The following is a 24,160-nucleotide window of genomic DNA, read 5'->3' as shown; positions in this document are numbered from 1 at the left end:
AAATGAAAACGAATATAAAATACCTTGTAATATTAGCAGTAACAGTTTTTGCTTCATGCACAAAACAATTAGATATCGTACCAGAAGGCTCACCATCTGCACAAAACTTTTGGAAAACAAAAGAAGATGCTATTAAAGCTGAAGGTGGTATGTATGAAAAATACAATGAAGAAGATTTTTACGGCCGAGGCATGTTCTGGTTCATCAATGCCAGCGATGATATGGTGACTGGCCGTAACAAACCTGAAGCCGATAACATTAAAAATTTTAACCGTACTTATATTGGCGGAGGCTACACCGAATCGCAGTGGAGCATGCGTTACGCCATAATTAAGAGAGCGAACGATATTATTTCCAATGTTCCTGGTATTGCGATGGATGATAATCTGAAAAAACAAATTATTGGCGATGCGTACTTTAATGCGGGTTTGGTCTATTTTCAGCTTGCTGCAAATTATGGTAATGATAAAGCAGGGATACCGATTGTAATGCCAGAGTCTGATGCTTCAGTTGCTGTTCCAAGAGCTAAAAATGTGGCAGAGAATTACGATTATATTATCTCGTTATTTTTAAAGGCGGCAGATAATCTTCCAAACTTTACTGCAATGGCAACCACCGATTACGGTAAAGCGCACAAAACCGCTGCTTGGGCTTATCTATCAAAAGTTTATTTGTACAAGAAAGACTATGCAAATGCAGCTAAATATGCCGATATGGTAATCAATTCGGGTCAGCATAATTTGTTGAGTAATTTTGTAGATGTTTTCAAAGCCTCTAATAATTGGTCTAAAGAGTATATTTGGTCGGTAGTTTGTACGCCTAATGGTGGCGGTACAGGTTGGGGTAGTAAATTGCCAGGGGTAATGTTAACTAACAAAGCCTGGGGTATTTATAATGGGTGGGGTTATTATTTGCCAACTAAAGAACTTTTTGATTCTTACGAAACTAGCGATTTACGTAGAGATGCTACCATTTTAAAACCTGGAGATAAGTTTATGTTCTTTGGTACCGAACGCAGTTTTACTAAAGATGCAGGTGCCACATCAAATTATCAGTTTAAAAAATATATGGAACCGTTTTCTTATGCAAATCCAATCCCAACTCACGTAAATCCGAACGGAGATAATGGTACTACTGATTTGAATATGCCTTTGATGCGTTTTGCAGAAGTGCTTTTAATTAAAGCAGAAGCCGCCATTAATTTAAATGGTGCAGGTGGTGGCGATACAGAATTGAATAAAATTAGAGTTAGAGCGGGGTTAGTTTCAAAAACCGGGATGACATTGACCGATTTAAAACGTGAACGCCGTAATGAGTTGGCTGGTGAATGGGCCGATCGCCATCGCGATTTAGTAAGGTGGGGAGACGCGGAAACAACGTATGCCAAACCATTGCATGATTATGATGGCGCTGTAATCTGGCCAGCAAGAACTTTCAATCCACAAGTGCATGATGTTTGGGCGGTTCCGCAAAGAGAGATTGATAACAGTTCGGGTGTAATAAAACAAAATCCAGGATGGTAAAAAAAACTAAATTTATTTGGTTGTTATTTGTAGCCTTTGGCATTCAGTCGGTTTCTGCACAGCAGAAACTGACTGCCAATAACGGCCATAGTCATAACGATTATAAGCAACAAATTCCCTTGCTAGAGGCTTATTATGCAGGTATGGGTTCGATCGAAGCCGATGTGTTTTATCGTGATGGAGAATTATTTGTAGCGCATGAGAGTAAAGAAATAGAACCTGGTAAAACATTAAAAAAACTTTATTTAGAGCCTTTGTTCGCTTTTTTTAAGAAGAACGGGAATCATGCTTATTCAAATCCACAGCTAAAACTTCAATTGGTTATCGATATAAAAGATGATTACCAAAATGTTTTAGCCACATTATTAAAGCAACTTAAGGATTACGAATTGGTTTTTGATCAGGATAAAAATCCATCGGCCATAAAACTTTTAGTGAGCGGAAACATCCCTCCTGTAGATAAATTTAGTGACTATCCTGCCTTTGTTTATTTTGATGGTCGGCCAGGTAAAAATTATACATCAGAGCAGCTGAAACATATAGGGATGATTAGCGATGACCTTTCTAAATATTCTGTTTGGAATGGAAAGGGCACACCAACACCTCCTGATTTAGAAAAAATGAAAGCTTTAATTGCCGAAGCTCATAAAGCAGGTAAACCATTTCGGTTTTGGGCAACTAAAGATAGTCCGAATAGTTGGAAAGAATTGGAACAAATGGGTGTTGATTGGATTGGAACCGATAATCCAGCAGCATTGAGTAGTTTTTATAAAAACAGAAGCAAATTAGAATTTGTCAATCCAAAGGGTTATCAACCTTATCAGCCTACATACAAAAATGATGGTTTACAAAAAAAGGTAAAAAATGTTATCCTTCTGATTGGTGATGGTATGGGGCTGGCACAAATTCAGGCTGGTTTAACGGCAAATTTTGGGCAATCGAACATCGTAAACATTAAGCACATTGGTTTTTCGAGAACTGAGGCTTTAAATTCTGACTTTACAGATTCTGCAGCTGGTGGAACAGCAATGGCAACTGGGCAAAAAACGAATAATCGTTATATTGGTGTTGATGCAAGTGGTCAGTCATTAACATCCATTCCAGATCGTATGTCTCAATTTGGTATTAAAAGTGGCATTATCAGTAGCGACGATATTACAGATGCAACTCCGGCCGCTTTTTATGCGCACCAAATTGAAAGAACGATGTCGCAGGAAATTGCTGCGGATTTTCTCAAAAGCCCTATCGATATTCTTATTGGTTCACGCCGTAAAAGTTTCATGGAGGGAAAGAATATTGATCTGATAAAGAAGTTAGAACGTAAAGGCTATCAAATTAAAACGAATCTATCCGATTTTACTTCAACAGAAGCGGGTAAACAAGTTGTACTTTTAGATGACTCTGCAACGAGAACTGTTATTGATGGTAGAGGAGAAATGCTTAAAACATCATTGCTTAAAACCATTGCTATTTTATCGAAAAACCAAAGTGGCTTCTTCATTATGGCAGAAGGTGCACAGATAGACCATGGCGGACATGCAAATAATTTGCCAATTGCGGTTACCGAACAACACGATTTTGATAGACTTGTAGGTGAGGCGTTGAGGTTTGCCGATGCAAATGGTGAGACCTTGGTAATTGTTACGGCTGATCACGAAACTGGCGGGCTATCGCTTTTAGATGCATCATATAAAAAAGGCATGGTGCGTGGCAACTTTAGTACGGATGATCATACAAACATTATGGTGCCAGTTTTTGCGTATGGTCCAGGTTCGGGAAGTTTTATTGGAGTTTATCCAAACACATCTATATTTAAAAAAATTATCGAAGCCTATGGGCGGGAATAATTATTAATTAATAACTACTGCTTATCACTATCTAAAGATGTTTAAATCGGTATTACGGGCAAAGATTAAGTTTATTTTAATTTTTTATTAAAAAAATATTGTGAATTAAATTAAATTCCTATATTTGCACCTCCTTAAACAAAGGGAAATGATTCCGTAGCTCAGCTGGTAGAGCATTACACTTTTAATGTAGTGGTCCTGGGTTCGAATCCCAGCGGGATCACAGAAAGCCTTACAGAAATGTAAGGCTTTTTTGTTGTGTGCCGGGCATGGCAATTTACTATACGGTGTAAGTCCGGAGCACGCTTTGCAGTAGGAAGTGCTAGTTTAAGGCAAGGGTGTCGTAGGTGACTACGAATCTGAAGGAAGCCAGAAGCAAATATGGGGGCTTACGAACAGGAACTGTATATAAGGCGGGTCAATGTGGGCGATGTTGCAACACAAACAGAAACCCTATACTGCATAGGCATTGATACGTAGATACAGAGGCCGCATCCATTGAAAGTAGATTGTCTTACCCCGGGAGATCTGATTAAATTCTGTCAAAGGTATGCGCGAATGCCGTAGAGGAAACGCTGTTCAGAATAAGAATGAGCATGTGGTTTAATCAGAAGTCAGCTGACTCCATATTACTGTTTTTTTTTTACAGGAAGGGATGAATGCTAGGATGGCAAAGGAAATATGAAGTTTATGGCAAAGCGTTCACAGCAGAACCACATTAGAGAACTGCTTATATGAGGGTAGGACGGAATCCGAGAGTAAAGTATAAGAGGAGCTGAGCTGAGCCGTGCAACCAATATGCACAATGCCTGGGAAGGAGTTTTTTTTTTTAGTACTATGCTTGAAGAAATATTAGACATCCGAAATGTACAAAGAGCCTTTAGGCGGGTTACCGCTAATAAGGGTGCTTGTGGTATTGATGGTATGCAGACCGATGAACTTCGCGACTACCTCAATACCAACTGGCAGTCATTACGAGCTGATATTTTAACAGGTCATTACCGACCTCACGCTGTAAGAAAGGTAGAGATACCTAAGAATGGTGGCGGTAAAAGGATGCTTGGCATCCCAACGGTTATTGACCGACTAGTCCAACAGTCCATTTCTCAGTGGCTGAGCCCAAAGTACGAGGGTGACTTTTCTTCTGGTAGCTATGGTTTCCGCCCAAACCGCAATGCCCATCAGGCCGTGCTAAAGGCTCAGGAATATCTTAACACAGGTTACACCTGGATTGTGGAACTTGACCTGGATAAATTCTTTGACCGGGTAAACCATGACAAACTCATGCAGCTGTTGTCATTAAAGATAAAGGACAAGCGGACATTGAAGCTTATTCGTCTTTATTTGAGTGCAGGAATCATGGAAAAGGGCTTGGTAAGCCCAAGAAAAGAAGGTACGCCGCAAGGCAGTCCATTAAGTCCATTATTGTCAAATGTTATCCTCCATGAACTGGATGCTGAGTTGGAAAAGCGTGGACATCGGTTCGTACGTTATGCTGATGATTGCAGTATTTACCTGAGAAGCAAGCACTCAGCACATCGGGTGATTGCGAGCATTTCGGTTTATCTGGAAAGCTGCCTAAAACTAAAGGTTAACATGGAGAAAAGTAAGGTAAGCAGGCCAAGCGAAAGTAGTCTGCTTGGTTTCTCATTTTATGGTGGCAAAGAGGGATGGAAGATTCGCATCGCACCCAAATCCTTAAGTGCCATCAAAGAGAAAATAAGAATGCAAACCAAACGCAGCAAACCAATTCCATTACACCAACGGATATCAAATCTTAAGGAAATGATTCACGGTTGGGTTAACTACTTCTCTATTTCAGATGCAAAGAGTTATATGGTAAAACTGGACGAGTTGATGAGAACCAGACTGCGGATGATTCTGTGGAAACAATGGAAAGGTGTAAAGTGCAGAGCGAGGAACCTAATGAAGATGGGCGTGATAAAATCACGGGCTTATCAGTTGGCAAATACCCGAAAGAGTTACTGCAGAACTTCAAACAGCCCCACACTACTCACGACACTTAACAAGGAGTTATTCATTGGCCTGGGATTAGATGGATTCGCTAAGTATTACTATTGGAAAACGACACACCAAACGAAGTTATTCTAGCAAACCGCTGTATACCGAACGGTACGTACAAGGTGTGAGAAGACAGCAGGGAAACTAATTCCCTGCTTCTTACTCGATTCGATTCCATTTTCTTTTCCAAACTTCTCGTTTGTCACATTTTCTGCTTGGTCTATCCCATTTATTCCTGCCATTATTCTACCTATGTTACCTTGCTTTACATTTAATAATAGTTATAACGCTTGATAAAAGCCCCTAAATTAATAGCAATGAAACCACACTTACTTATTCTACTCTTCTGCTTCAGTTCTAAATTATTTGGACAGAAATTACCCGATCCTACTCGTCGCCTAGATTTTACTATAGAAAATGTAAAGTTCGAGAGTGCGGGAGCTACTTTATCAGGAACAGTTTTTAAGCCTAAATACATACAATCGTCAGTTGTTATTGTGCATGGTTCTGGTCAGGAAAAAAGGATGGCAAATATGGCTTCGCTTTTGGCAAGTAACGGAATTGCTGTGCTAACTTATGATAAACGTGGCGTAGGAGAATCGGGTGGTGTTTATGCTGGGCCTGAAGTTGGAACCAATAATATTGATTCTTTAAACCTTAACCTTTTAGCATTAGATGCGAGCGCAGCATTAAATACGCTTGCTGCACATATCCCGACGCATGGCGGATCATTAGGATTAATGGGGTTTAGTCAGGCTGGTTGGGTAATTCCAATTGCTGCAACAATAAATCGTAATGTGAAGTTTATGGTCATTTTTAGCGGTCCAGTTGTTACCACCCTTGAGCAGTTGCGCTTTCAGTTTTATACACAGGGCAATACAAATTTTTGGGAAACTCATACGGAAGCTGATGCTCGTGAACACATAAATAACGACATTGATCGATATAAATTTACAAGTACTGATCCACGAACGGCACTCGGTAAGCTGTCTATTCCTGGGCTTTGGCTTTATGGAGGAAAAGATATACAGGTTCCAGTAAATTTATCAATAGAACGCCTTAATGTGCTTAAGGCAAAAAGTATGCCTTATGATTATCAGGTTTTTCAAGCATATGGGCATAATACAGCATCATCGAAATCAAATGAACCAATGAATGTTGCGATACAATGGATCAAAGGCTTGAGTAACCAAGCCAAAGTAAAAGATTAATATTACAATAATTTTAATCTTTTTTGTATCTATATAAATCGTCAGCAAATGTTTTTTGCCCATCGTTGAAGATGTTTGCACTATTGGAGTTAATAATTAATCCCTGAGCCACTTCTAATAATTTCATTTAGGTTATTATTTGTGCTTCCGCGATTAGTTCAATGTTTTTTGATGCTTTGATTTCAGCTGCAAGGCAATTTTTCAATTAGTAAATCACATCTTAATGTTTATGCACCCATAATGTCTATAGTGAATTGGCATAGCAATTTCTGTTGAAAAGTTGATATCTCTTAAGGTTAATTCGTGTTTCATGCATTTATGGTAAACACTTTCCAATAAACTTGGGCCAAGCGATTTGTATATTTCAATTGCAGCACCAATTACATTGTATGTGATTTCACGCAGGTAGGATTTTGTTATAACAACAAAGGGTTGAAATCTTTTTTTACCATATAGATATATTTCATATAGATTTTAATGGAGTTTCATCTATTCACTTCTATATTTCCATCTTTCTATATGGCTAGTGAATAAATTGTATGGCTCAATAGCTGTAATTTTTGATTATCGTATTAAAGGGATGTATTGCACTTTCTAATCTTGCAAACTTTCTTTAACGGCATTATCTGGCAGGCCAACCATAAGATATTTATTACCTGCGCTAATGCTAACTTCTATTGTGATGGTAAGTGCATTTACACCATACACAGCGCTTCCTTATGTTTTTACAAGCATGAATCATTAAGCTGAAAAATGAATGGGCTGTTATATTATTCTGGGAATGAATAATTTAATTGGTTTTAGCTAATATAAGCATATGATTTATATTTAATAAGAACATTTTACGACTAAGCGTTTATTGTACTGTTTTCAATAGTGCTTAGATCTAAACCTTAAATGCAGAGTATTCAAAAACCATTATTACAAAGCCAATGTTGCATCTAAAAAAAAACGCATCTAGAGAGATGAAATAATAATCAGCCTTTAAGGCTTATCGCTTAAACCTTTATGGTTTTTCCTAAAATAATTTTACCTTTGACCTCACAAAAAATGAAAATATAAAATCCAATTAAGGATCACATAATATGGCTAAAGCATCAGAAATTAAAACGGGTAACATTCTTCGTGTAAACAATGAATTAGTTACTGTTGACGAATGGAATCACCGTACACCAGGTAAAGGCGGCGCTTTTTATACTGGCAAGTTTCGTAACATTAAATCGGGCAGAATTGTTGAAGCTCGTATGAATACCGACGAAGCAGTTGAAATTTGTCGCGTTGAAACCAGCGATTATCAATATCTATACGAAGATGGCGATTATTTAGTAGTAATGGATAACAATACTTACGAGCAACATAATGTTGAGAAAACTTTATTTGGTTCGTCTATTAAATTCTTAAAAGAAGGTATGAGTGTTATTGTTTCTATGGAAAGCGACGAAGCAATTATGGGACAGTTGCCAAACTTTGCTGAATTCGAAATTACTTACTCGGAGCCAGCTGTTAAAGGTGATACATCTACAAATGCTTTAAAAGCTGCAACGCTTGAAAACGGTGTTGAGGTTAAAGTTCCATTGTTCGTTAACCAAGGCGATAAAATTAAAGTAGATACACGTACAGGAGAATATGTTGAGCGTGTAAAATAATTTTTACGAAGAAATTTTATTTAAAAGCCATCAAGTTTAATTTTTTGATGGCTTTTTATATTTTAAACGATTTTAGCATTTTGATAATATCCTAATCGTTATCGAGCTGGTCTTCTACTTCTTTAATAAGCCTGTTTTTACCATTATAATAGGTTTCTGGATTAGAAAAGTCTTCAATAATATGTTCGATTTTTTGATCTTTATCGTTGCTGAGCGTTTTAAATTCGTTAACCACTTGATATGAGTTCATATCCCCAAAACCTCTTAATTGCTTTACTCTAGCCAAAAAATCCTTTAACTGGGTATTTTGCTTTTTCATACCCAAAAATATTAATTCCAGACTATTTAATACTACGTATTATCTACTTTTTTGCAAACAATATCGATTAGTTATATACAATTGTTGTTAAATGTCTCTTAGAGCTAGTTTTTGTATGTGAAATTATCACTTTTGGAAGTGCGAATTTAATTTCTCCAACTTCAGCAAGTTGTTCGATCAGAATTAGAGCTTATCCAGCTTAAAATAACCTAAATGAATTTCATCTTCAATTAAATTAGGCGCCTCAGATATCTGAAGATGATAGTTTTTCTTCTGTTTTTGATCGAGAATATCTTCTACCTTGTGTATATCATCTACATCAATTCCATACTTCTCATCTATATGGGAGTTTGCACCTTTTATAGAATTAGATTTAAAGAATACTGTTTTCTTTGCATCCTGAACAGCCTGCGCTCTATCGTTCTGAACCGTTAATACTGTATAATGTTGCTCTTCGAGTTTGTTGCTTTGATAACCACCCAAATTAATAAAGAAGAGTTTGTTTTCTGAAGGATTAATAAATGCGGAGCGTGCAATAACCTTAACTTCAAATCCATTTACCGTATTTACTTCTCGCCAGCCATCTATATGGATGCTATTACCTGCCTCTGGCCAAAACGATTTTATTTGAGGAACCAGTTCTTTTAAAGAATGTGCAATTCCGAAGAAATAATCGTGTTGTTCTACATTTCTTTTTGGAGCTTTTGACCCTAGCAACAGCATAAAAAGTTTAGGTGTAGGTTCTTGAGTTTCGTTTATCATATCTAAATTTAAACGCATAACTTTTTAACAAGTTTTAAGTAAATCAGTTTTTTAAAAGCGCATTTACAATTTTTGCCGAAGCAGCTTCGCTGAAATCTAAACCCGAATAATCGGGATTATAGCCGCCGATATAGGGTACAGCCATCATATAAATTCTCTCATTCAAAGAGCCATAGCCATCAACTATTTGGAAATTATCATTAATGGTTATTCCTGGCACATCAAGGTAATAATCTTGTTTGTTAGTTTGGCTTATGTTTTTTACACCATTATTTAAAGCAGAAATTGCAGCATTATTATTCCTGAATTTAATCTTTGCTGGGCTAACTGTTCTCTTATCAATAAGGCTTTTATATGGAATTTCTCTAAAAGATAAGTGCGGCTGGCCAACACAATCTACAAAGGTTTTGAAACGAACTGCCTGCTGATGATTATTTTCGTCGGTATAATAATAAATTACGCCACCATCTTCCTGTGGCTCTTCACTGCTATCATCGCCAACAGGAATAATTTCCAATAAGCCAGATTCGTTTAAAGCCAGCATTTCCTCAACCGAACTTTGTGGTACAAATGCAATTACGATCGAAATTAATGGCATTAAGGTTTTCTGTAACCGAAGTGTATCCTCTGCAGAAAAATATTTAGCAGGATAGTTCATAACAAAACTTAATACGGCAAGCATTTCTTTCCAGTAAACAGACTCTTCCTCTTCTATCGATTCTTCGGCTTCTAAATATTCGGCTTTAAAAAGTTTAAACGGATCTTTACCTTCCCTGAAATTCATCATTATGCCAACGAACTCCTCCATGCTTAAATCTTTAATTTTTTGATAGAAACCTGGCCTTTTCTCTATGAATGAATTTTTAAAATTTTTCTCAAAAAGATAATCAAGCGATAAAAAACCATCGTTTATTGCTCGGTTTTTCTCAATCTCCGATGGGCTTAGTACAGCATCTTTTAGTAAATGCGGATCTTCAAGATGAAACCTTACCGCAGGCAATAAACCACTTCTCGAATGCATAACCAATTTAAAGTTTTGCTGCTCTGGATTTAAGGTATAATTCACTTTCCCGTTCTTGTCGGTGCTAAAATTGCCATTTGCTCGGGCCAACGTTCTGATGGCATCAATTGCCGTAAGCGAAGAACCTTTAATGGCAACAGGATGATTTATTTTGAGCTTCAATTTTGATGGCGGGTACGGAGAATCATAGTAACCCGAAATTTTACCTTCGTTTCTTTTAGGCCAGCGGTGCCCTGTAGAAATAATTACCTGATCATATTCATAAACGGATTTATCAACTAATTCTACAACAACTTTATTCAGTTCTGGATAATCGATTATATCTGAAACTTCTTTATTCAGATAAATGGTTAAAGAAATTCCTTTTTCTTTTGCCTGCGTCTTGAGTAATTCGAACTGCGCAGAAAGGTATTGCCCGAAAAATAAGCGAGGCATTACTTTATAGTCATTAAAATGATCTCGATTAATGTGAAAATGCTGCAATGTTTCTTCAGGAACAGTTTGAATCCATTCTTCTACCGAAGTAACCAACTCTGGAATCTCATTTCCCGAAACATTTGTAATATGCTCATCATTTGCACCTTCCAAACTATAGGGCATGCCCGCACCCAACTGATTCTTTTTTTCGAAAATATCAATACTGATATCAATCTCGTTAGATTCGACTAATCTTTTTAACAAAAAAAGGCCGCTTGGTCCGCCGCCCAAAATAGCCAAGTGTTTAAATTTCTTCAATATATTATGATTTGATCCCTTTTGAACTGTGATAACCTTTCTCTTTAAGAAAAGTTTTAATCCTCGGGCTTTATGGCATTAAATTAATAGAAATTTAATTTCATCTACTTTATAACTGCCTTTATCGATTTTTTGATAAATGCTTAAAACAATCTTCTATCGTTTACGTTTTTTAAGCCTCTGAATTAGGATAATTGATGCGCTCTTTCATGCCTTTATTCCTAGGAAAAGAATTAAAAAAGATGGATCAAGGTAGAAAACAAACGCAAATCGAAGCAAGCAATAAAATGATGGGAACATTTCTTATCGCAATGGCAGTATTTATTCTGATAACTTATACATTTAACTTAGTAGATTCGAAAAGCAAGTGGATTAAAAAAATTGAGCAACAATTTGTAGCTAAAAGCCGTTGAATTTATAAAATTTTGCCATCAGATTTTCGAAAAACACAATAATTTGTAGCTAACGCGATGATTAGGATTAACAATCCGCCAAATTCTCTTGTTTCTTCAATCCATGGTTTGGTAGCTTTCATACTTTGTACAATATTTTCTGCTTCATGTTCTTTATACCAAATTAGAACACCTGTTTTATCAAACAAAAGGAAAAGTGCATAAACTAAAAAAACTAAAATTCCAGCCAGGTATGCTTTCGGAAAATATTTCCCTGTAAAGGCCTTATAACAAAACCATGCACCATAAAGGTATATGGGCACCCAGATATACGGGTCGGGATCGTTGTATTGAAGTGCTGCGGAAAGAATAAATAAAAGGCAGAAATTAGATTAAAAGCTTTCAAAAGTGGTTTAGGCTAAGGTTTAGAAAGCTTAAAGATATAAATTAGTAAACAAGTTTATATCCTTGCCCTCTTATGCTGATGATAAACACCGATGGATCGTCTTTTAGGTATTTTCTCAGTTTTGTAATAAACACATCAAGGCTGCGGCCAGAAAAATAATCGTTGTTATTCCATAAAATATTTAAGATGGTGTTGCGCTCAAGCATATTGTTTCGGTTTAGCAAAAGCATCTGTAAAATTTCGGCTTCGCGATTGGTTAAAACTTTTTGAATGCCTGCTAAAACTAAAATCCCTTCAGGATAGTAAAACTGAAAAAGGCCAATTTTTATAGCTTGTTTCTCTTTTTCTTCGGGTTTAAAAACCAACCTGTTTTGACTTAATAAGGCTTTTATTCTGATAACAAGTTCTTCAATGCTGAATGGTTTTTTAAGGTAATCGTTACCGCCGCTTTCAAATCCGGTTACCACATCGTTGGGTAGCGATTTTGAAGTGAGGAAAATAATAGGCGTTAGCGTATCGGTTTGTCTAACTTGTTTTGAAATTGAAAATCCGTCTCCATCTGGAAGCATAACATCTAAAACCAGAATATCAGGTTTACTTGTGTGATATTTAGAAATCGTGTCAGAAGCAGTTTGAGCATGAATCACTTCAAAACCCTTTAATACTAAGGTTTCTTTAACAATTTCAGCTAGAGCAGGCTCATCTTCTGCCAAAAGGATTTTACTCATAGCGGCCAGCCCAAAATTAATGTTGTCCCAATGCCTAATTTACTTTCAATTTTATACCAGCCTGTATGTTGTTGCATGATCTGTTTAACATAGTTTAAACCTAATCCATGCCCTTTAACAGGGTGATTATTGCCCGTACTCACCCGATAAAATTTATCAAAAACCATTAAGGTTTCTTTTTCAGCAATGCCAATTCCATTATCCTTAAGTTTTATAACCAGGTAATTTCTGTTTTTTTCTACGGTAATTTTGATGCTAGTATTGTTAGTTGAATACTTAATTGCATTATCTAAAATGTTGTTGATGGCGTGCTGAAATTGAAACTTATCTGCAATCAAATGACTTTGGTTACTTGTATTTTGATATTGGATCGTAATTGTTTTTGCGTTTGCCAATTGATGCAGGCTAATTAAATCTCTTATGGCATCGTCAATATTAATCTCTTCTTTATTTATTTTTGATATTCCTTCATCATATATCGCCAAATTCATCACTTTATCTACCAAAAGATTCAGGCGCTCAATTTCATTTTTTGCGTAGGCCAAATACCTTTCCGTTTTTTCTTTATCCTCTAAAACAGCTTGATTTTTTAAAGCCTCAATTGCTACTGAAACCGTTGCGATTGGAGTTTTAAATTCATGAGTTATATTACTGATGAAATCGTTTTTTATGGCGGACAAGCGTTTTTCTTTGAAGAGACTTTTTAAAATAAAAATCATGCAGCCAGAGATAATGAGAATCATAGCCAATGATGAAAATAAGATTAAACCAATTTTAGAAAGAGTGTAAGAAATCGGGCTTTTAAACATTGCCCTAACATAATGCTGGTTATCGGTATACCTGTAAGTCGAAAAAGCTTTGGTAATAACTGGGTAAGACTTCGCTAATTTTGAATTTGAAATGCTTTTGTTATTCGTACTATCTTCCTTTTTTACCATAAAACTGTAAGGTACCTCGATATTTCGTTCTTTTAGATAAAGATTAAATGCTGGGCGGAGTCTGGTTGTATCGAATTGATATTTCTTTGCCTGTTCATTCATAAATATACCCAGTTTTTGCGTCCTGTAGTAAATGATGTGTTGTTCAAGGTCTTCGTCTCTCATCAGAAGTGCCAAAGCTCCTGCAACGTGTTTTCTAACACTGGTATCTCTTTTATCTTTCGGAAGTGCTTTACTATAATTAGCTAAGCTAAAAGAAGAGGAAAACTTATCCTTTGCATTTCCTTTGGCAGCTATTGTGTAAACGTACTTTTTATCGTCTTTATGAAACTTTGCACTAATTATGAATGCGTTTGTATCAAGGATTTTATTTTCGACAATTTTTTGTATCGTATCACAGCGTAAACTAAGTTCCTTTTTTATGCCGTCTTCAAAGGCAAGGTTTACTTCTTTTTCGAAATTTACCTTCGTAACGTTATAGTATTTAACAATCCAATAAGCTTGTAATGCCAATAAACCCGTCATTGCAACAAAGCAAACAATAACTAACAAACTGGCCTTTTTACGCATAATTCAAATGTATATAATTCTTAAGTGTCAATTAAGCTCGTTAACATAATATAACCTTAATTAACCTATTGGATAACTTTTCTCAAATTTCCAATCTCCAATTTTGAATAAATATTTTAAAATTATGAAGCTAATATTTTTTAATCTCTTTTTTGCTTTGATAGCAATCAATACTATGGCTCAGGGTTTACAGGCCAGAACTGGAGAACAGTTTCCTGATATCCCGATTCAGAATTTAATTAATGCGCCTATTAAATCAGTTTCGCTTAATAAGCCACAAAACAAAATTTATATTTTAAATATCTGGGGAACCTGGTGTTCTCCCTGCTTGCCAGAAATGGATACCCTTGCAAAATTACAGCTCGCCAATCTGAGTACAATTCAGGTTATCGGTTTATCAGATGATACACCAGAAAGATTACATACCTATTTGAAAAAGAAACCATCCAAAATATGGCTTGCAAGCGATACATCTGGCTTTTTTTATGATTTGTTTGCGCTGGCTTATGTGGGTCAGAGTATCATTATTAATCCTAAAGGAAAAATTGTAGCGCTTGTTAAAAGCGATTCCATTAATCAACAGATGATAGATCGACTGATCAAGGGTGAAGTCATAAGATCGAGCGGAGAAACTAAAAAGGAAAAATTATCTGGTAACGGAGATCCTTTTGCGGTAGACTCAACTTTAAATCATAGCTTTTCGTTAAGAGGTTACATGCAAGGGCAACCTTCGGGCAGTAAAAGATATCTCGATAAAGGAGCCTATAGAAAAAGAAGGATTAGTTTTACCAACACAACAATTTTAGGTTTGTACAGTAATGCATTTGGTATTGTTTCTCAAAAACAACTGGTCTATGAATTGCCAGAAAAAGAAGTTTCAAATTATGAAAATAAAGAAACCCTTTACTCCCTTGATTTACTTGTTAAGCAGGAAGAAAAGGATAGTTTGATGAGTATTTTACAGAAACATCTTTTATTAAATTTACCTGTAAAGGCCAGAATTGAATATCGCGTTATACCCGTTTACGCTTTGGTTAATAAAAGTTATAAAGCCATTGAATCTGCTAAAAATGAGCTTAGCTATAGTTTTAGCGGACGAGGCTACGACGCTACTGGCGCAAAAATGGCAGATTTTGCAGAAAGCTACTTAACAAATGAACTTGCTTTGCCCGTGATCGATGAAACGGGTTTGGATAAACGATACGATATAAAAACCAATGTGGAAATGAGAACTAAAGATGGTATTATGAAATCGATAAATGACATTGGCCTAGATGTAGTTAAAAAGGAGAAGAAAATGAAGATTTTGGTCTTTTACAAATAGCTTTAAACGCAAAGAGGCACGGATTTTTCCGTGCCTCTGCTTTGTTATAGTTAGTAATATCCTATGAGAATAATTCTTGCTCGTCTCTATTTTCTGTTGGGATTTTTTTTAAGAAATCATCAAACGCCGGGCCTACGTGATCAGAGTAAATTCCATAGGCATCTAATATGTAACCCAGTTCATTTTCTTTATCTTCAGTAATGTAAAGTACCGAATTATCTCCTGGATCAGAATCTCCTTCGAAGCGATAAGTTTTAACAATTACTAAATCATCTGGTTTATAAATCTTCCCTGTCTGACTTTGCATTTTACCGTGATCCGTCATCTTTAACTCGTTATCTTTTCCTTTCAGCCTCAATTTCTCTAAAATTTGGCTTAAAGTATTCATGGCAGTTGGCTGTTCCATCGTTATAAGTTTTTATTAAAGGTTAAACAAGTAGTATTCGAAATGGTTTGATCCTTTGCGTTTTTGTTTAAAACTAAATGATTGTCAATCTGTTAATTATTAAACTAAATTTTATAGCATGAAAAAATATCTTCTAACATTAGCAATTGCCAGTGTAGCATTTTTAAGCGCTTGTACTAAAGCAGAAAAAGAAATTGCCTCAGCTGCTTTAACTGAAACTGCTGACGCCTCTAAAACTATTGGAACAGCAAAGTTTTACGAGTTAAGTGATGGTAAAATAAGAATGGATCTGGAAATGAATTTTGCATCCAGGGCGGATAGTAATGTTGCTGTTCATTTTCATGAGCATGGAGATTGCGGTGATATGGGTATGAATACTCATGGGCATTGGAATCCTACAAAGGAAAACCACGGTAAATGGGGTTCAGCAGCTTATCATTCTGGCGATATCGGTAATATCATGCTCGATAATAAAGGACAGGCAAAAATTTCTATAACTACAGATCGATGGAGTGTAAAAGAGGGCGATTTGAAAAACATTATCGGTAGAGGAATAATTGTTCACGGCGGAACCGACGACTATGTAACTCAACCTACGGGTAATTCGGGGCCCAGAGTTGGCTGCGGAGTAATTGAAGCCGTTAAATAACAACTTTTCTAAAGGCAAGGCGGGCGATTGAAGAAATTTGATCGCCGTTTTTATGCAATTTATAATTTGTTGTCATCATGTTGATAAAACCTAAACAATATGGCAACAATCGAAATTTCTAAAAGTGGCAAGGCCGCCAACGGAAGAACCCAAAAAACAGCACCAAGAGTAGATTTAACGGCGATGGTAGATTTAATGTTTCTGCTCACCACATTCTTTATGCTCACCACATCTTTGTCAGAACTTAAGGCGGCAGATATTGCAAAGCCTGTTCACGATGATGTTCCAATAGCGTTGCCTGCATCCAGAACGATGACGATTTTGCTCGGTAAAAACGATCAGGTTGTATATTACATGGGCGAAACAGATCAGGCAGTGCTGCGGAGATTACCAATAAATGTAATAGCAGAAACTATTCTCGCCAATAAATTAGCGATTGCTAAGCTGTATCAAAATAACCCTGCTAAGTTTATGATTGTTGTAGTAAAGCCCACTAAAGATTGTAGTTATAAGAATCTGGTTGATTTAATTGATGACCTCAAAATTGCTGATGTAAAATCTTATTCTATAGATGATGAAAATTTAATTCTAAAGGAAACCGATTTTCTTAAAAGCAAACTTTAGTATAATACATTCTAGGTTAAGTCGGATTTACTTCGGAATTAGTTCGGACTTGTGACAGTTGGGCCCGACTAAAATGCGAATCAAACCTAAATTAACTGTGTTACAATCCTTAATTTGTTATCTACTCATATCGTTATATACTAGAAAAGCCCCGACTTTCTCCGGGCTTTTCCAATAAATATTACCGTTAAAATTAAATACCGAATTCAGCTTTAACTTTATCTACAAAATCTAACTTTTCCCAGGTAAAAAGCTCTACTGAAACTGTTTTTTCTTCACCGTTTGGTGTTCTGAAAGTTTTAGTAACGTTTTCTGGTTTACGACCCATGTGGCCATATGCCGCAGTTTCGCTATAAATTGGGTTTCTTAATTTTAAACGTTGTTCGATAAAGTAAGGGCGCATATCGAAAATCGATTCTACCTTCTTACTGATCTCGCCATCAGTTAAACCTACTTTAGAAGTACCATAGGTAACCACGTTTATAGAGGTTGGTTTTGCAACTCCGATCGCATAACTCACTTGCACTAAAATTTCATCAGCAAGGCCTGCAGCAACTAAGTTTTTAGCAATATGGCGAGTTGCATAAGCAGCACTTCTATCTACTTTACTTGGATCTTTACCAGAAAAAGCACCACCACCGTGAGCACCTTTACCGCCGTAAGTATCAACAATGATTTTTCTTCCTGTTAAGCCCGTATCTCCATGTGGTCCGCCAATTACAAATTTTCCAGTTGGGTTAATGTGGTAAGTAATCTGGTCGTTAAATAAATGAGCGTATTGAGGATATTTTGCTTTAATTCTAGGAATAAGGATAGAAATTAAATCCGATTTTATTTTTGCCAGCATTGTTGCTTCTTCATCAAAATCATCGTGTTGAGTAGAGATTACAATTGCATCAATTCGTTGTGGCTTATTATCATCAGAGTATTCTAAAGTTACCTGCGATTTTGCATCGGGGCGTAAATAGGTAATTTCAGCATTCTCTCTTCTTAAATTTGCCAATTCTATTAATAAAGCATGAGATAAATCAAGCGCCAAAGGCATGTAGTTTTCAGTTTCGTTAGTTGCATAACCAAACATCATACCCTGATCTCCAGCACCTTGTTCTTCTTTCGTTGTTCTATCTACACCTTGGTTAATATCCTGCGATTGTTCATGAATGGCAGATAAAATACCGCAAGAGTTTGCCTCAAACATGTATTCACTTTTGGTATATCCAATTTTCTTGATTACATCACGAGCAATTTGCTGTACATCTAAATAAGTTTTAGATTTTACCTCTCCTGCTAAAATAACCTGTCCTGTTGTTACCAAAGTTTCGCAGGCTACCTTCGATTCTGCATCGAAAGCTAAAAAGTTATCAATTAATGCATCCGAAATTTGATCGGCAATTTTATCAGGGTGGCCTTCAGATACAGATTCTGATGTAAATAAATACGACATTTATTAAATATTTAAGATGAAATTAAAACAATTTAATAAGTGCTAATGTTCCCTGAAACCAGGTTCAATTGTGTATAGGAAGGTATTAGCACTTTTTTTTGAGTGGTTGCAATCCCGTTTCGAATTTCGAAACATCGCAAATCAATCCACTTTTAACGCTGCAAAATTAGCATATTTTCTTTATTTCAAAAATTATAGATTATTTTGTATCCTCATTCAAAAGCTTTGCAAGTCAAAACCAATATCTTATTTGTAATCAATCCCATATCAGGTGGGAAAGCAAAATTACGCATCCCGGCACTTATAGATAAGTATTTGGATAAGGAAAAGTTCAATGCTAACTTCCGTTTAACCGAATATGTGGGGCACGCCACCGAAATTGTAGAAGAGGCAATTACGAAAAATTTTGACATAATTGTGGCAGCGGGCGGCGATGGAACGATAAATGAAGTGGCCAGTAAAGTGCTTGAACACAAAAAAATACTGGGTATTTTGCCACTCGGCTCGGGCAATGGCTTGGCTAGGTTTTTAAATATTCCGCAAAATTTAAAAGAAGCAATATTATTAATCAACCAATTGAAAACCGATGTAATCGATTCAGCTTATTTTAATAATAAAAGTTTTTTTAACCTGGCAGGAATGGGTTTCGATGCGCATTTAAGTGCTGCCTTCTCAAAAGATAAAAAGAGAGGCTTAACGGGTTATATAAAGCTAAGTTTAAAAGAGGTTTTTAATTATAAAGATGAATTATACATTTTAAACATTGATGGGGTTGAATATAAAAGAAAGGCTTTTGCAATAACAGTTGCAAATTCATCTCAGTACGGTAATAATGTCTATATCGCACCAAATGCATCCGTTAAAGATGGCCTGCTCGATGTTTGCATTATAAAGCCCTTTTCATTGTTTAAATTGCCCGTTCTTAGTTACGTAATGTTGAAAGGCACAGCCGAAACTTCCGATATGATTGAGATAATAAAGGGTAAAAACATCAAAATAAGCCGTGCGCAAGATGGACCAGTACATGTAGATGGCGAACCATTAAAAATGGGTAAAGAATTAGAGGCTAAAATCAATCCTTTATCTTTGGAAGTAATTGTTCCATAGAAATTTTAATAATGAAACAGAAAAAAAACAGTTTAAGTGATTTGGGTGGAATTATGTATTCTACCAATCCTGAATTTGAATACGAACAGGAGGTTGATCATACGGTAACAGCTCCAAACCAACAGCAAGATTTGAGGGTAATGCTTGATAAAAAGAATCGTGGTGGAAAAGCAGTAACCTTAATAACAGGCTTTAAGGGTAAAACCGAAGATCTTGAGGTTCTAGGTAAAATGCTTAAAAATAAATGTGGTGTAGGTGGCTCGGTAAAGGATGGAGAAATTCTTATTCAGGGAGATGTTAGAGACAAGGTGATGGTTATTTTGCAAAAAGAAGGTTTTAAGGCAAAAAAAGCAGGCGGTTAAATTATTGCTTAGTGTATTTTTTTAATTTTTTTAACGATAAATTAAACGTTTTAATTTGTTGATTGACAGTTAATTAAATCATAGTGTATAAGCTACAATATGTAAAAAAAGGCATAAAAAAATTCTGTTTTTTGTAAGATATGTCTTTACATTTGCTCCACTAACTAACTTATTGTTATGAGCAAAATGGAACTACAAGCGCCTGATTTAAGCTATTTAAATCTGAAGGCAGGTTTGGGTGTTAAATATCAGTTGTCCGCAGCCGAATTGGTTAAAGAAGCCCTAGAAAATAAAGAAGGCACTTTAGCATCATCAGGCGCATTAGCAATTGATACAGGAAAATTTACAGGGCGTTCGCCTAAAGACCGATTCATCGTTTGTGATGATGTAACGGAAAATACCGTTTGGTGGGGCGATATTAATATCAAATTCAGTCCTGATAAGTTTAACTCGCTTCTAAATAAAATAACATGTTATCTTAGCGATAAGGTTTATTATGTTAGAGATGCATCTGCTTGTGCAAATCCAGATTATTCAATTTCCATAAGAGTGATTACTGAAACGGCTTATCAGAACCTTTTTGCTAATAATTTATTTATCCGGCCTGATGAAAAGGATTTAGGTACAACACCCGAATGGACAATAATTGCAGCTCCAGAATTCTCGGCCGATCCATTAGTTGATGGTACAAGGCAAGAGAATTTTTCTATTATCAATTTTAGCAAAAAAATGATTTTAGTTGGGGGAACAGGTTATACGGGTGAGATTAAAAAAGGTATATTTTCTGTTTTGAACTTCTTATTGCCTATGTACAGAAACACGCTTTCTATGCATTGTTCGGCAAATGTTGGTGTTGATGGAGATTCAGCAATTTTCTTTGGCCTGTCTGGTACAGGTAAAACAACCTTATCGGCTGATCCAAAAAGGGCTTTAATTGGCGACGATGAGCATGGCTGGAGCGAAAGTTCGATCTTCAATTTTGAAGGTGGCTGTTATGCAAAATGTGTTGATTTAACCCTGGAAAAGGAGCCTCAGATCTATAAAGCTATAAAATTCGGTTCCTTGTTAGAGAATATAAACTTTTTTCCTGGCACAAATGATGTAGATTTTGCAAATATCAACAAGACAGAAAATACAAGGGTTGCTTATCCGATAGACTATATTGATAACTCCGTTATACCTTCTGTTGCGGCTACACCTAAAAATATATTTTTTTTAACCGCCGACGCATTTGGCGTACTGCCACCAATCTCTAAATTAGATGTAGAACAGGCTATGTTTCATTTTATGAGTGGCTATACGGCAAAAGTTGCAGGTACCGAAGCGGGCATTACAGAGCCTCAGCTAACTTTTTCAGCTTGCTTTGGTAAAGCATTTTTGCCATTACATCCGTCGAAATATGCCGATTTGCTCGGTAAAAAAATGAAAGAACAAAAAGTTAATGTGTGGTTGGTTAATACAGGTTGGACTGGCGGCCCCTATGGAATTGGCAAAAGAATGAAACTAAGCTACACCAGAGCGATGATTACTGCCGCTATCAATGGAGATTTAGATCATCCAAATTATAAACAGCATCATGTATTTAAATTAATGATGCCTTTACATTGTCCTAATGTACCAGATGAAATTTTAGACCCGTCTAAAACATGGGATAGCCAGGAAGAATACTTTTTAAAAGCATACGAACTGTCGAATGCTTTCAGCGAGAATTTTAAGCAGTTTAAACAGGTAAATAATCCAAAAGTGCCTCAAGAAGTATAAAAAATGTGTTAAATGTGGGTTTAAATGCATTTTTTACTTAAAAAATTTGCAATTCGATTTTTTTTTAGTTTTCATTGTGAAAGAATTGCCTCTGGCTGAGGCAATTTTTTTGTTATATGTACAGTTATAAACGGCAAACTAAAAAGTTAAGTAACGATTTAATTGTTTATTGATTTATTAATTTGTAATTTAAAATCAATTTATAAATTTGTTTTCGCAACAAAATCAGATAAACGTACGTTGTGTGTATTACAAAAGAAAAACAGCTAAAAAATTAAAAACAAGAACTAAAACTAAAAATTAAAAAAAAATGGCAAACGCACCAAAACCAACAACTGTTAAAAAAGAAAGCTCTTCAAGCGCTTCAAATGTATTTGCAACATTTGTGATTCCAATTTGTATCGTTATTGGATTTGTTATCTGGAACTTCGTATTAGGAGCTTCTGACAACTTTATCGGAGGAGACAACAACAATTTACCATTACCTAACAACTATCCAGGTACAGCTTACAAAGGTGGTCCAATCGTAGCCGTTCTAATCGGTTTATTATTAACAACAATCGTTTTCTCTATCGAGCGTTTAATCGTTATTGGTAAAGCAAGTGGAAAAACTAGTTTAGATACTTTTATCATCAAAGTAAAAGGTTTATTAAACGCAGGTAACATCGAAGCGGCTAAAGCAGAATGCGATAAACAAGAAGGTTCAGTTGCAGCTGTAATTAAATCTGGTTTGAAAAAATATAGCGAAGTTGAAGCAGATACTAATATGGATGTTGAGCAATCAATCGTTGCTATCCAAAAAGAGGTTGAAGAAGCTACAGCTTTAGAAATGCCAATGTTAGAGCAAAACTTAACAATCATTGCTACTTTAGTATCAATCGGTACATTAATCGGTTTATTAGGTACAGTAACAGGTATGATTCGTGCATTCGCAGGTTTAGCTAACTCTGGAGCTCCAGATCAGTCGGCATTAGCGGTAGGTATCTCTGAGGCATTGATTAACACAATGACTGGTATCGCTGTATCTACTTTAGCAATTATCATGTACAACATCTTAACTTCTAAAATTGATAAATTAACTTATGCAATTGACGAAGCAGGATTTAGCATCGTTCAAACATACGCTAGTTCACATAAATAAGAATTTTGAAAAAATTTTTACCGGCTTTATGGAAAACCGGAAAAAAGATCATCATTATTAAAAACTAGTAAAAAATATTATGCCTAGAATTAAAGTTAAAAGAACAAGTACCGTAACAGACATGACCGCTATGTGCGATGTTGCTGCCCTGTTACTTACCTTCTTTATTTTAACTGCTACTGCAAGGCAACCTGAACCATTAGCTGTATCAACACCTTCATCTACATATGAATTTAAGGTGCCTGCAGAAAATAATGCCATTTTAACAATTGGACAGAAAAAGGTTTTCTTTGAAGTAGCAGGACAAAAAGTAAGGGCAAGAACTTTAGAATTAATGGGAGAGCAGTATAAAATTGCTTTTACCCCAGAAGAAGTTAACAGATTTTCTGTTATCGCTACATTCGGTGTTCCTGTTGCAAGTTTGAAACAATTTATCAATATGCCAGGTGGCGATCGTATGAATCCAGGAGTACAAACTGGTATCCCTACTGATTCAACTGACAATCAATTAAACGCTTGGGTTTTAAATGCTCGTAAAGCAACTAAAGAACTGAACAATGCTGATATGAGAATCAGTATTAAAGGTGATGCTAAAGAGGAATACCCTACCGTGAAAAAGGTGATTGATATTTTGCAGAAACAAAAAATGAACAAGTTTTTGTTAGTTACAAACGCAGAAGCTAAAAAGACTAAATAAGAAATGGCAGAATTAAACACAGGCGGGAAGAAAGCCACACCAAGGATCGATATGACCCCAATGGTGGATTTGATGTTTCTTTTGGTTACATTCTTTATCTTAACTACATCAATATCTACGCCACAAGCGATGGATATTGCTAAACCAGATAAGGAAGATAATTTGCCAGAGAACAGGTTAGCATTAAAAGCGACCAAAACGATGACTGTTTTATTAGGTAAAAACGATAAAGTAGCATGGTATATGGGCGAAGCTGGAAAAAGTGCTCCAACAATTGAATCTTTTTCTCAAATCGAAAATTCAATCAACGAAAATAGAACAAAAGCAAACGCTTCGGGTGTTGCTGGAGAATTTACAGTTTTAGTAAAACCTACTTCAGGTTCTACTTTTAAAAACTTTGTTGATATGATGGATGAGCTTGAAATTCTTAAGGTAAAGTCTCGTCAGATTGATGATGACAATATCCTTGATAACGAGAAAGCTTTCATGAAAGAAAGAGGTATTTTATAATTAATAAGATCAGTA

General features: G+C 35.9%; 24 protein-coding genes and 1 tRNA gene. 16 read left to right on the top strand and 9 right to left on the bottom strand.

All coding sequences use genetic code 11. The annotated features are described in order from the left end of the window. Positions 1 to 2: 2 nt before the first annotated feature. The 5 genes from ACZZZI_RS09545 to ACZZZI_RS09525 all read left to right on the top strand — a co-directional run bounded on the left by ACZZZI_RS09545 (position 3) and on the right by ACZZZI_RS09525 (position 6,603). Complete coding sequence (locus tag ACZZZI_RS09545; RefSeq protein ID WP_463489284.1) at positions 3 to 1,523, top strand: RagB/SusD family nutrient uptake outer membrane protein; 1,521 nt, start codon at positions 3 to 5, stop codon at positions 1,521 to 1,523. After that, positions 1,517 to 3,370: an alkaline phosphatase gene (locus ACZZZI_RS09540; protein WP_463489283.1), complete on the top strand. Its 1,854-nt coding sequence runs from the start codon at positions 1,517 to 1,519 to the stop codon at positions 3,368 to 3,370. Before ACZZZI_RS09545 ends, ACZZZI_RS09540 begins: the two co-directional genes overlap by 7 nt. 150 nt (positions 3,371 to 3,520) lie before the next feature. Further along, a tRNA-Lys gene (locus tag ACZZZI_RS09535) sits at positions 3,521 to 3,593 on the top strand. 614 nt (positions 3,594 to 4,207) lie between these two features. After that, a complete protein-coding gene (gene ltrA / locus ACZZZI_RS09530; RefSeq protein ID WP_463489282.1) occupies positions 4,208 to 5,482 on the top strand; it encodes a group II intron reverse transcriptase/maturase in 1,275 nt (424 codons plus the stop codon). A 227-nt stretch (positions 5,483 to 5,709) separates the two neighbouring features. After that, complete coding sequence (locus ACZZZI_RS09525) at positions 5,710 to 6,603, top strand: alpha/beta hydrolase family protein (protein ID WP_424058281.1); 894 nt, start codon at positions 5,710 to 5,712, stop codon at positions 6,601 to 6,603. Positions 6,604 to 6,816: 213 nt separating this feature from the next. Here the strand turns inward: ACZZZI_RS09525 and ACZZZI_RS09520 are convergent, their stop codons facing one another. Continuing rightward, on the bottom strand, positions 6,817 to 6,999 hold the full coding sequence (locus ACZZZI_RS09520; protein ID WP_463491787.1) for a GxxExxY protein: 183 nt from the start codon (positions 6,997 to 6,999) through the stop codon (positions 6,817 to 6,819). Positions 7,000 to 7,688: 689 nt separating this feature from the next. On the opposite strand from ACZZZI_RS09520, the gene efp reads away from it, so the two are divergent. Further along, complete coding sequence (gene efp, locus ACZZZI_RS09515) at positions 7,689 to 8,249, top strand: elongation factor P (RefSeq protein WP_316754564.1); 561 nt, start codon at positions 7,689 to 7,691, stop codon at positions 8,247 to 8,249. 91 nt (positions 8,250 to 8,340) lie between these two features. Here the strand turns inward: efp and ACZZZI_RS09510 are convergent, their stop codons facing one another. From ACZZZI_RS09510 to ACZZZI_RS09500, 3 genes are all read right to left on the bottom strand, one after another. After that, positions 8,341 to 8,568 (bottom strand): hypothetical protein, encoded by a 228-nt coding sequence (locus ACZZZI_RS09510; RefSeq protein ID WP_316754562.1) that lies wholly within the window; start codon positions 8,566 to 8,568, stop codon positions 8,341 to 8,343. Positions 8,569 to 8,751: 183 nt separating this feature from the next. Beyond that, positions 8,752 to 9,348: a DUF1543 domain-containing protein gene (locus ACZZZI_RS09505; protein ID WP_463489281.1), complete on the bottom strand. Its 597-nt coding sequence runs from the start codon at positions 9,346 to 9,348 to the stop codon at positions 8,752 to 8,754. A 25-nt stretch (positions 9,349 to 9,373) separates the two neighbouring features. Continuing rightward, entirely contained in the window at positions 9,374 to 11,086 is a 1,713-nt protein-coding gene (locus ACZZZI_RS09500) for an FAD/NAD(P)-binding protein (RefSeq protein ID WP_463489280.1), read from the bottom strand. A 242-nt stretch (positions 11,087 to 11,328) separates the two neighbouring features. Between ACZZZI_RS09500 and ACZZZI_RS09495 the strand changes: the two genes are divergently transcribed. Next, positions 11,329 to 11,499 (top strand): hypothetical protein, encoded by a 171-nt coding sequence (locus ACZZZI_RS09495; protein WP_463489279.1) that lies wholly within the window; start codon positions 11,329 to 11,331, stop codon positions 11,497 to 11,499. Positions 11,500 to 11,501: 2 nt separating this feature from the next. Here the strand turns inward: ACZZZI_RS09495 and ACZZZI_RS09490 are convergent, their stop codons facing one another. The 3 genes from ACZZZI_RS09490 to ACZZZI_RS09480 form a co-directional block, all read right to left on the bottom strand. Then, a complete protein-coding gene (locus ACZZZI_RS09490; protein WP_463491785.1) occupies positions 11,502 to 11,849 on the bottom strand; it encodes a transmembrane 220 family protein in 348 nt (115 codons plus the stop codon). 76 nt (positions 11,850 to 11,925) lie between these two features. Continuing rightward, positions 11,926 to 12,612, bottom strand: a complete 687-nt coding sequence (locus tag ACZZZI_RS09485; RefSeq protein ID WP_344769407.1) for a response regulator transcription factor — start codon at positions 12,610 to 12,612, stop codon at positions 11,926 to 11,928. Next, positions 12,609 to 14,120 (bottom strand): sensor histidine kinase, encoded by a 1,512-nt coding sequence (locus tag ACZZZI_RS09480; RefSeq protein WP_463489278.1) that lies wholly within the window; start codon positions 14,118 to 14,120, stop codon positions 12,609 to 12,611. The genes ACZZZI_RS09485 and ACZZZI_RS09480 overlap by 4 nt, the downstream gene beginning before the upstream one ends. A gap of 124 nt (positions 14,121 to 14,244) precedes the next feature. Between ACZZZI_RS09480 and ACZZZI_RS09475 the strand changes: the two genes are divergently transcribed. Next, the gene (locus ACZZZI_RS09475; RefSeq protein WP_463489277.1) at positions 14,245 to 15,444 is read left to right on the top strand and encodes a redoxin domain-containing protein; all 1,200 of its coding nucleotides are present in this window, start codon (positions 14,245 to 14,247) and stop codon (positions 15,442 to 15,444) included. Positions 15,445 to 15,505: 61 nt separating this feature from the next. Here ACZZZI_RS09475 and ACZZZI_RS09470 read toward each other — a convergent pair whose 3' ends face one another. Continuing rightward, a complete protein-coding gene (locus ACZZZI_RS09470) occupies positions 15,506 to 15,850 on the bottom strand; it encodes a hypothetical protein (protein ID WP_316754545.1) in 345 nt (114 codons plus the stop codon). 118 nt (positions 15,851 to 15,968) lie between these two features. Here ACZZZI_RS09470 and ACZZZI_RS09465 point away from each other — a divergent pair, with 118 nt between their 5' ends. Both ACZZZI_RS09465 and ACZZZI_RS09460 read left to right on the top strand, forming a co-directional pair. Beyond that, the gene (locus ACZZZI_RS09465; protein ID WP_344769411.1) at positions 15,969 to 16,499 is read left to right on the top strand and encodes a superoxide dismutase family protein; all 531 of its coding nucleotides are present in this window, start codon (positions 15,969 to 15,971) and stop codon (positions 16,497 to 16,499) included. A 99-nt stretch (positions 16,500 to 16,598) separates the two neighbouring features. Next, a complete protein-coding gene (locus tag ACZZZI_RS09460; RefSeq protein ID WP_344769412.1) occupies positions 16,599 to 17,123 on the top strand; it encodes an ExbD/TolR family protein in 525 nt (174 codons plus the stop codon). A gap of 193 nt (positions 17,124 to 17,316) precedes the next feature. Here the strand turns inward: ACZZZI_RS09460 and metK are convergent, their stop codons facing one another. Beyond that, positions 17,317 to 18,567 carry a methionine adenosyltransferase gene (metK, locus tag ACZZZI_RS09455; RefSeq protein ID WP_316764446.1) on the bottom strand — a complete coding sequence of 417 codons (1,251 nt, stop codon included), beginning with the start codon at positions 18,565 to 18,567 and terminating at the stop codon, positions 17,317 to 17,319. Positions 18,568 to 18,771: 204 nt separating this feature from the next. Between metK and ACZZZI_RS09450 the strand changes: the two genes are divergently transcribed. The 6 genes from ACZZZI_RS09450 to ACZZZI_RS09425 all read left to right on the top strand — a co-directional run bounded on the left by ACZZZI_RS09450 (position 18,772) and on the right by ACZZZI_RS09425 (position 24,145). After that, complete coding sequence (locus tag ACZZZI_RS09450) at positions 18,772 to 19,674, top strand: diacylglycerol/lipid kinase family protein (RefSeq protein ID WP_463489276.1); 903 nt, start codon at positions 18,772 to 18,774, stop codon at positions 19,672 to 19,674. An 11-nt stretch (positions 19,675 to 19,685) separates the two neighbouring features. After that, positions 19,686 to 20,036 carry a translation initiation factor gene (locus ACZZZI_RS09445; protein WP_344769417.1) on the top strand — a complete coding sequence of 117 codons (351 nt, stop codon included), beginning with the start codon at positions 19,686 to 19,688 and terminating at the stop codon, positions 20,034 to 20,036. 177 nt (positions 20,037 to 20,213) lie between these two features. Next, positions 20,214 to 21,797 (top strand): phosphoenolpyruvate carboxykinase (ATP), encoded by a 1,584-nt coding sequence (gene pckA, locus ACZZZI_RS09440; RefSeq protein WP_463489275.1) that lies wholly within the window; start codon positions 20,214 to 20,216, stop codon positions 21,795 to 21,797. Positions 21,798 to 22,107: 310 nt separating this feature from the next. After that, positions 22,108 to 22,938 carry a MotA/TolQ/ExbB proton channel family protein gene (locus tag ACZZZI_RS09435; RefSeq protein ID WP_316764434.1) on the top strand — a complete coding sequence of 277 codons (831 nt, stop codon included), beginning with the start codon at positions 22,108 to 22,110 and terminating at the stop codon, positions 22,936 to 22,938. A 79-nt stretch (positions 22,939 to 23,017) separates the two neighbouring features. After that, positions 23,018 to 23,635, top strand: a complete 618-nt coding sequence (locus ACZZZI_RS09430) for a biopolymer transporter ExbD (protein WP_316764431.1) — start codon at positions 23,018 to 23,020, stop codon at positions 23,633 to 23,635. A 3-nt stretch (positions 23,636 to 23,638) separates the two neighbouring features. Beyond that, a complete protein-coding gene (locus ACZZZI_RS09425) occupies positions 23,639 to 24,145 on the top strand; it encodes an ExbD/TolR family protein (protein WP_316764428.1) in 507 nt (168 codons plus the stop codon). Positions 24,146 to 24,160 lie beyond the last annotated feature (15 nt).

This window comes from Pedobacter sp. AC190 (assembly GCF_979258025.1).
Note: the sequence above shows the minus strand (reverse complement) of the source record. Positions and strands in the feature narration are given on the sequence as shown.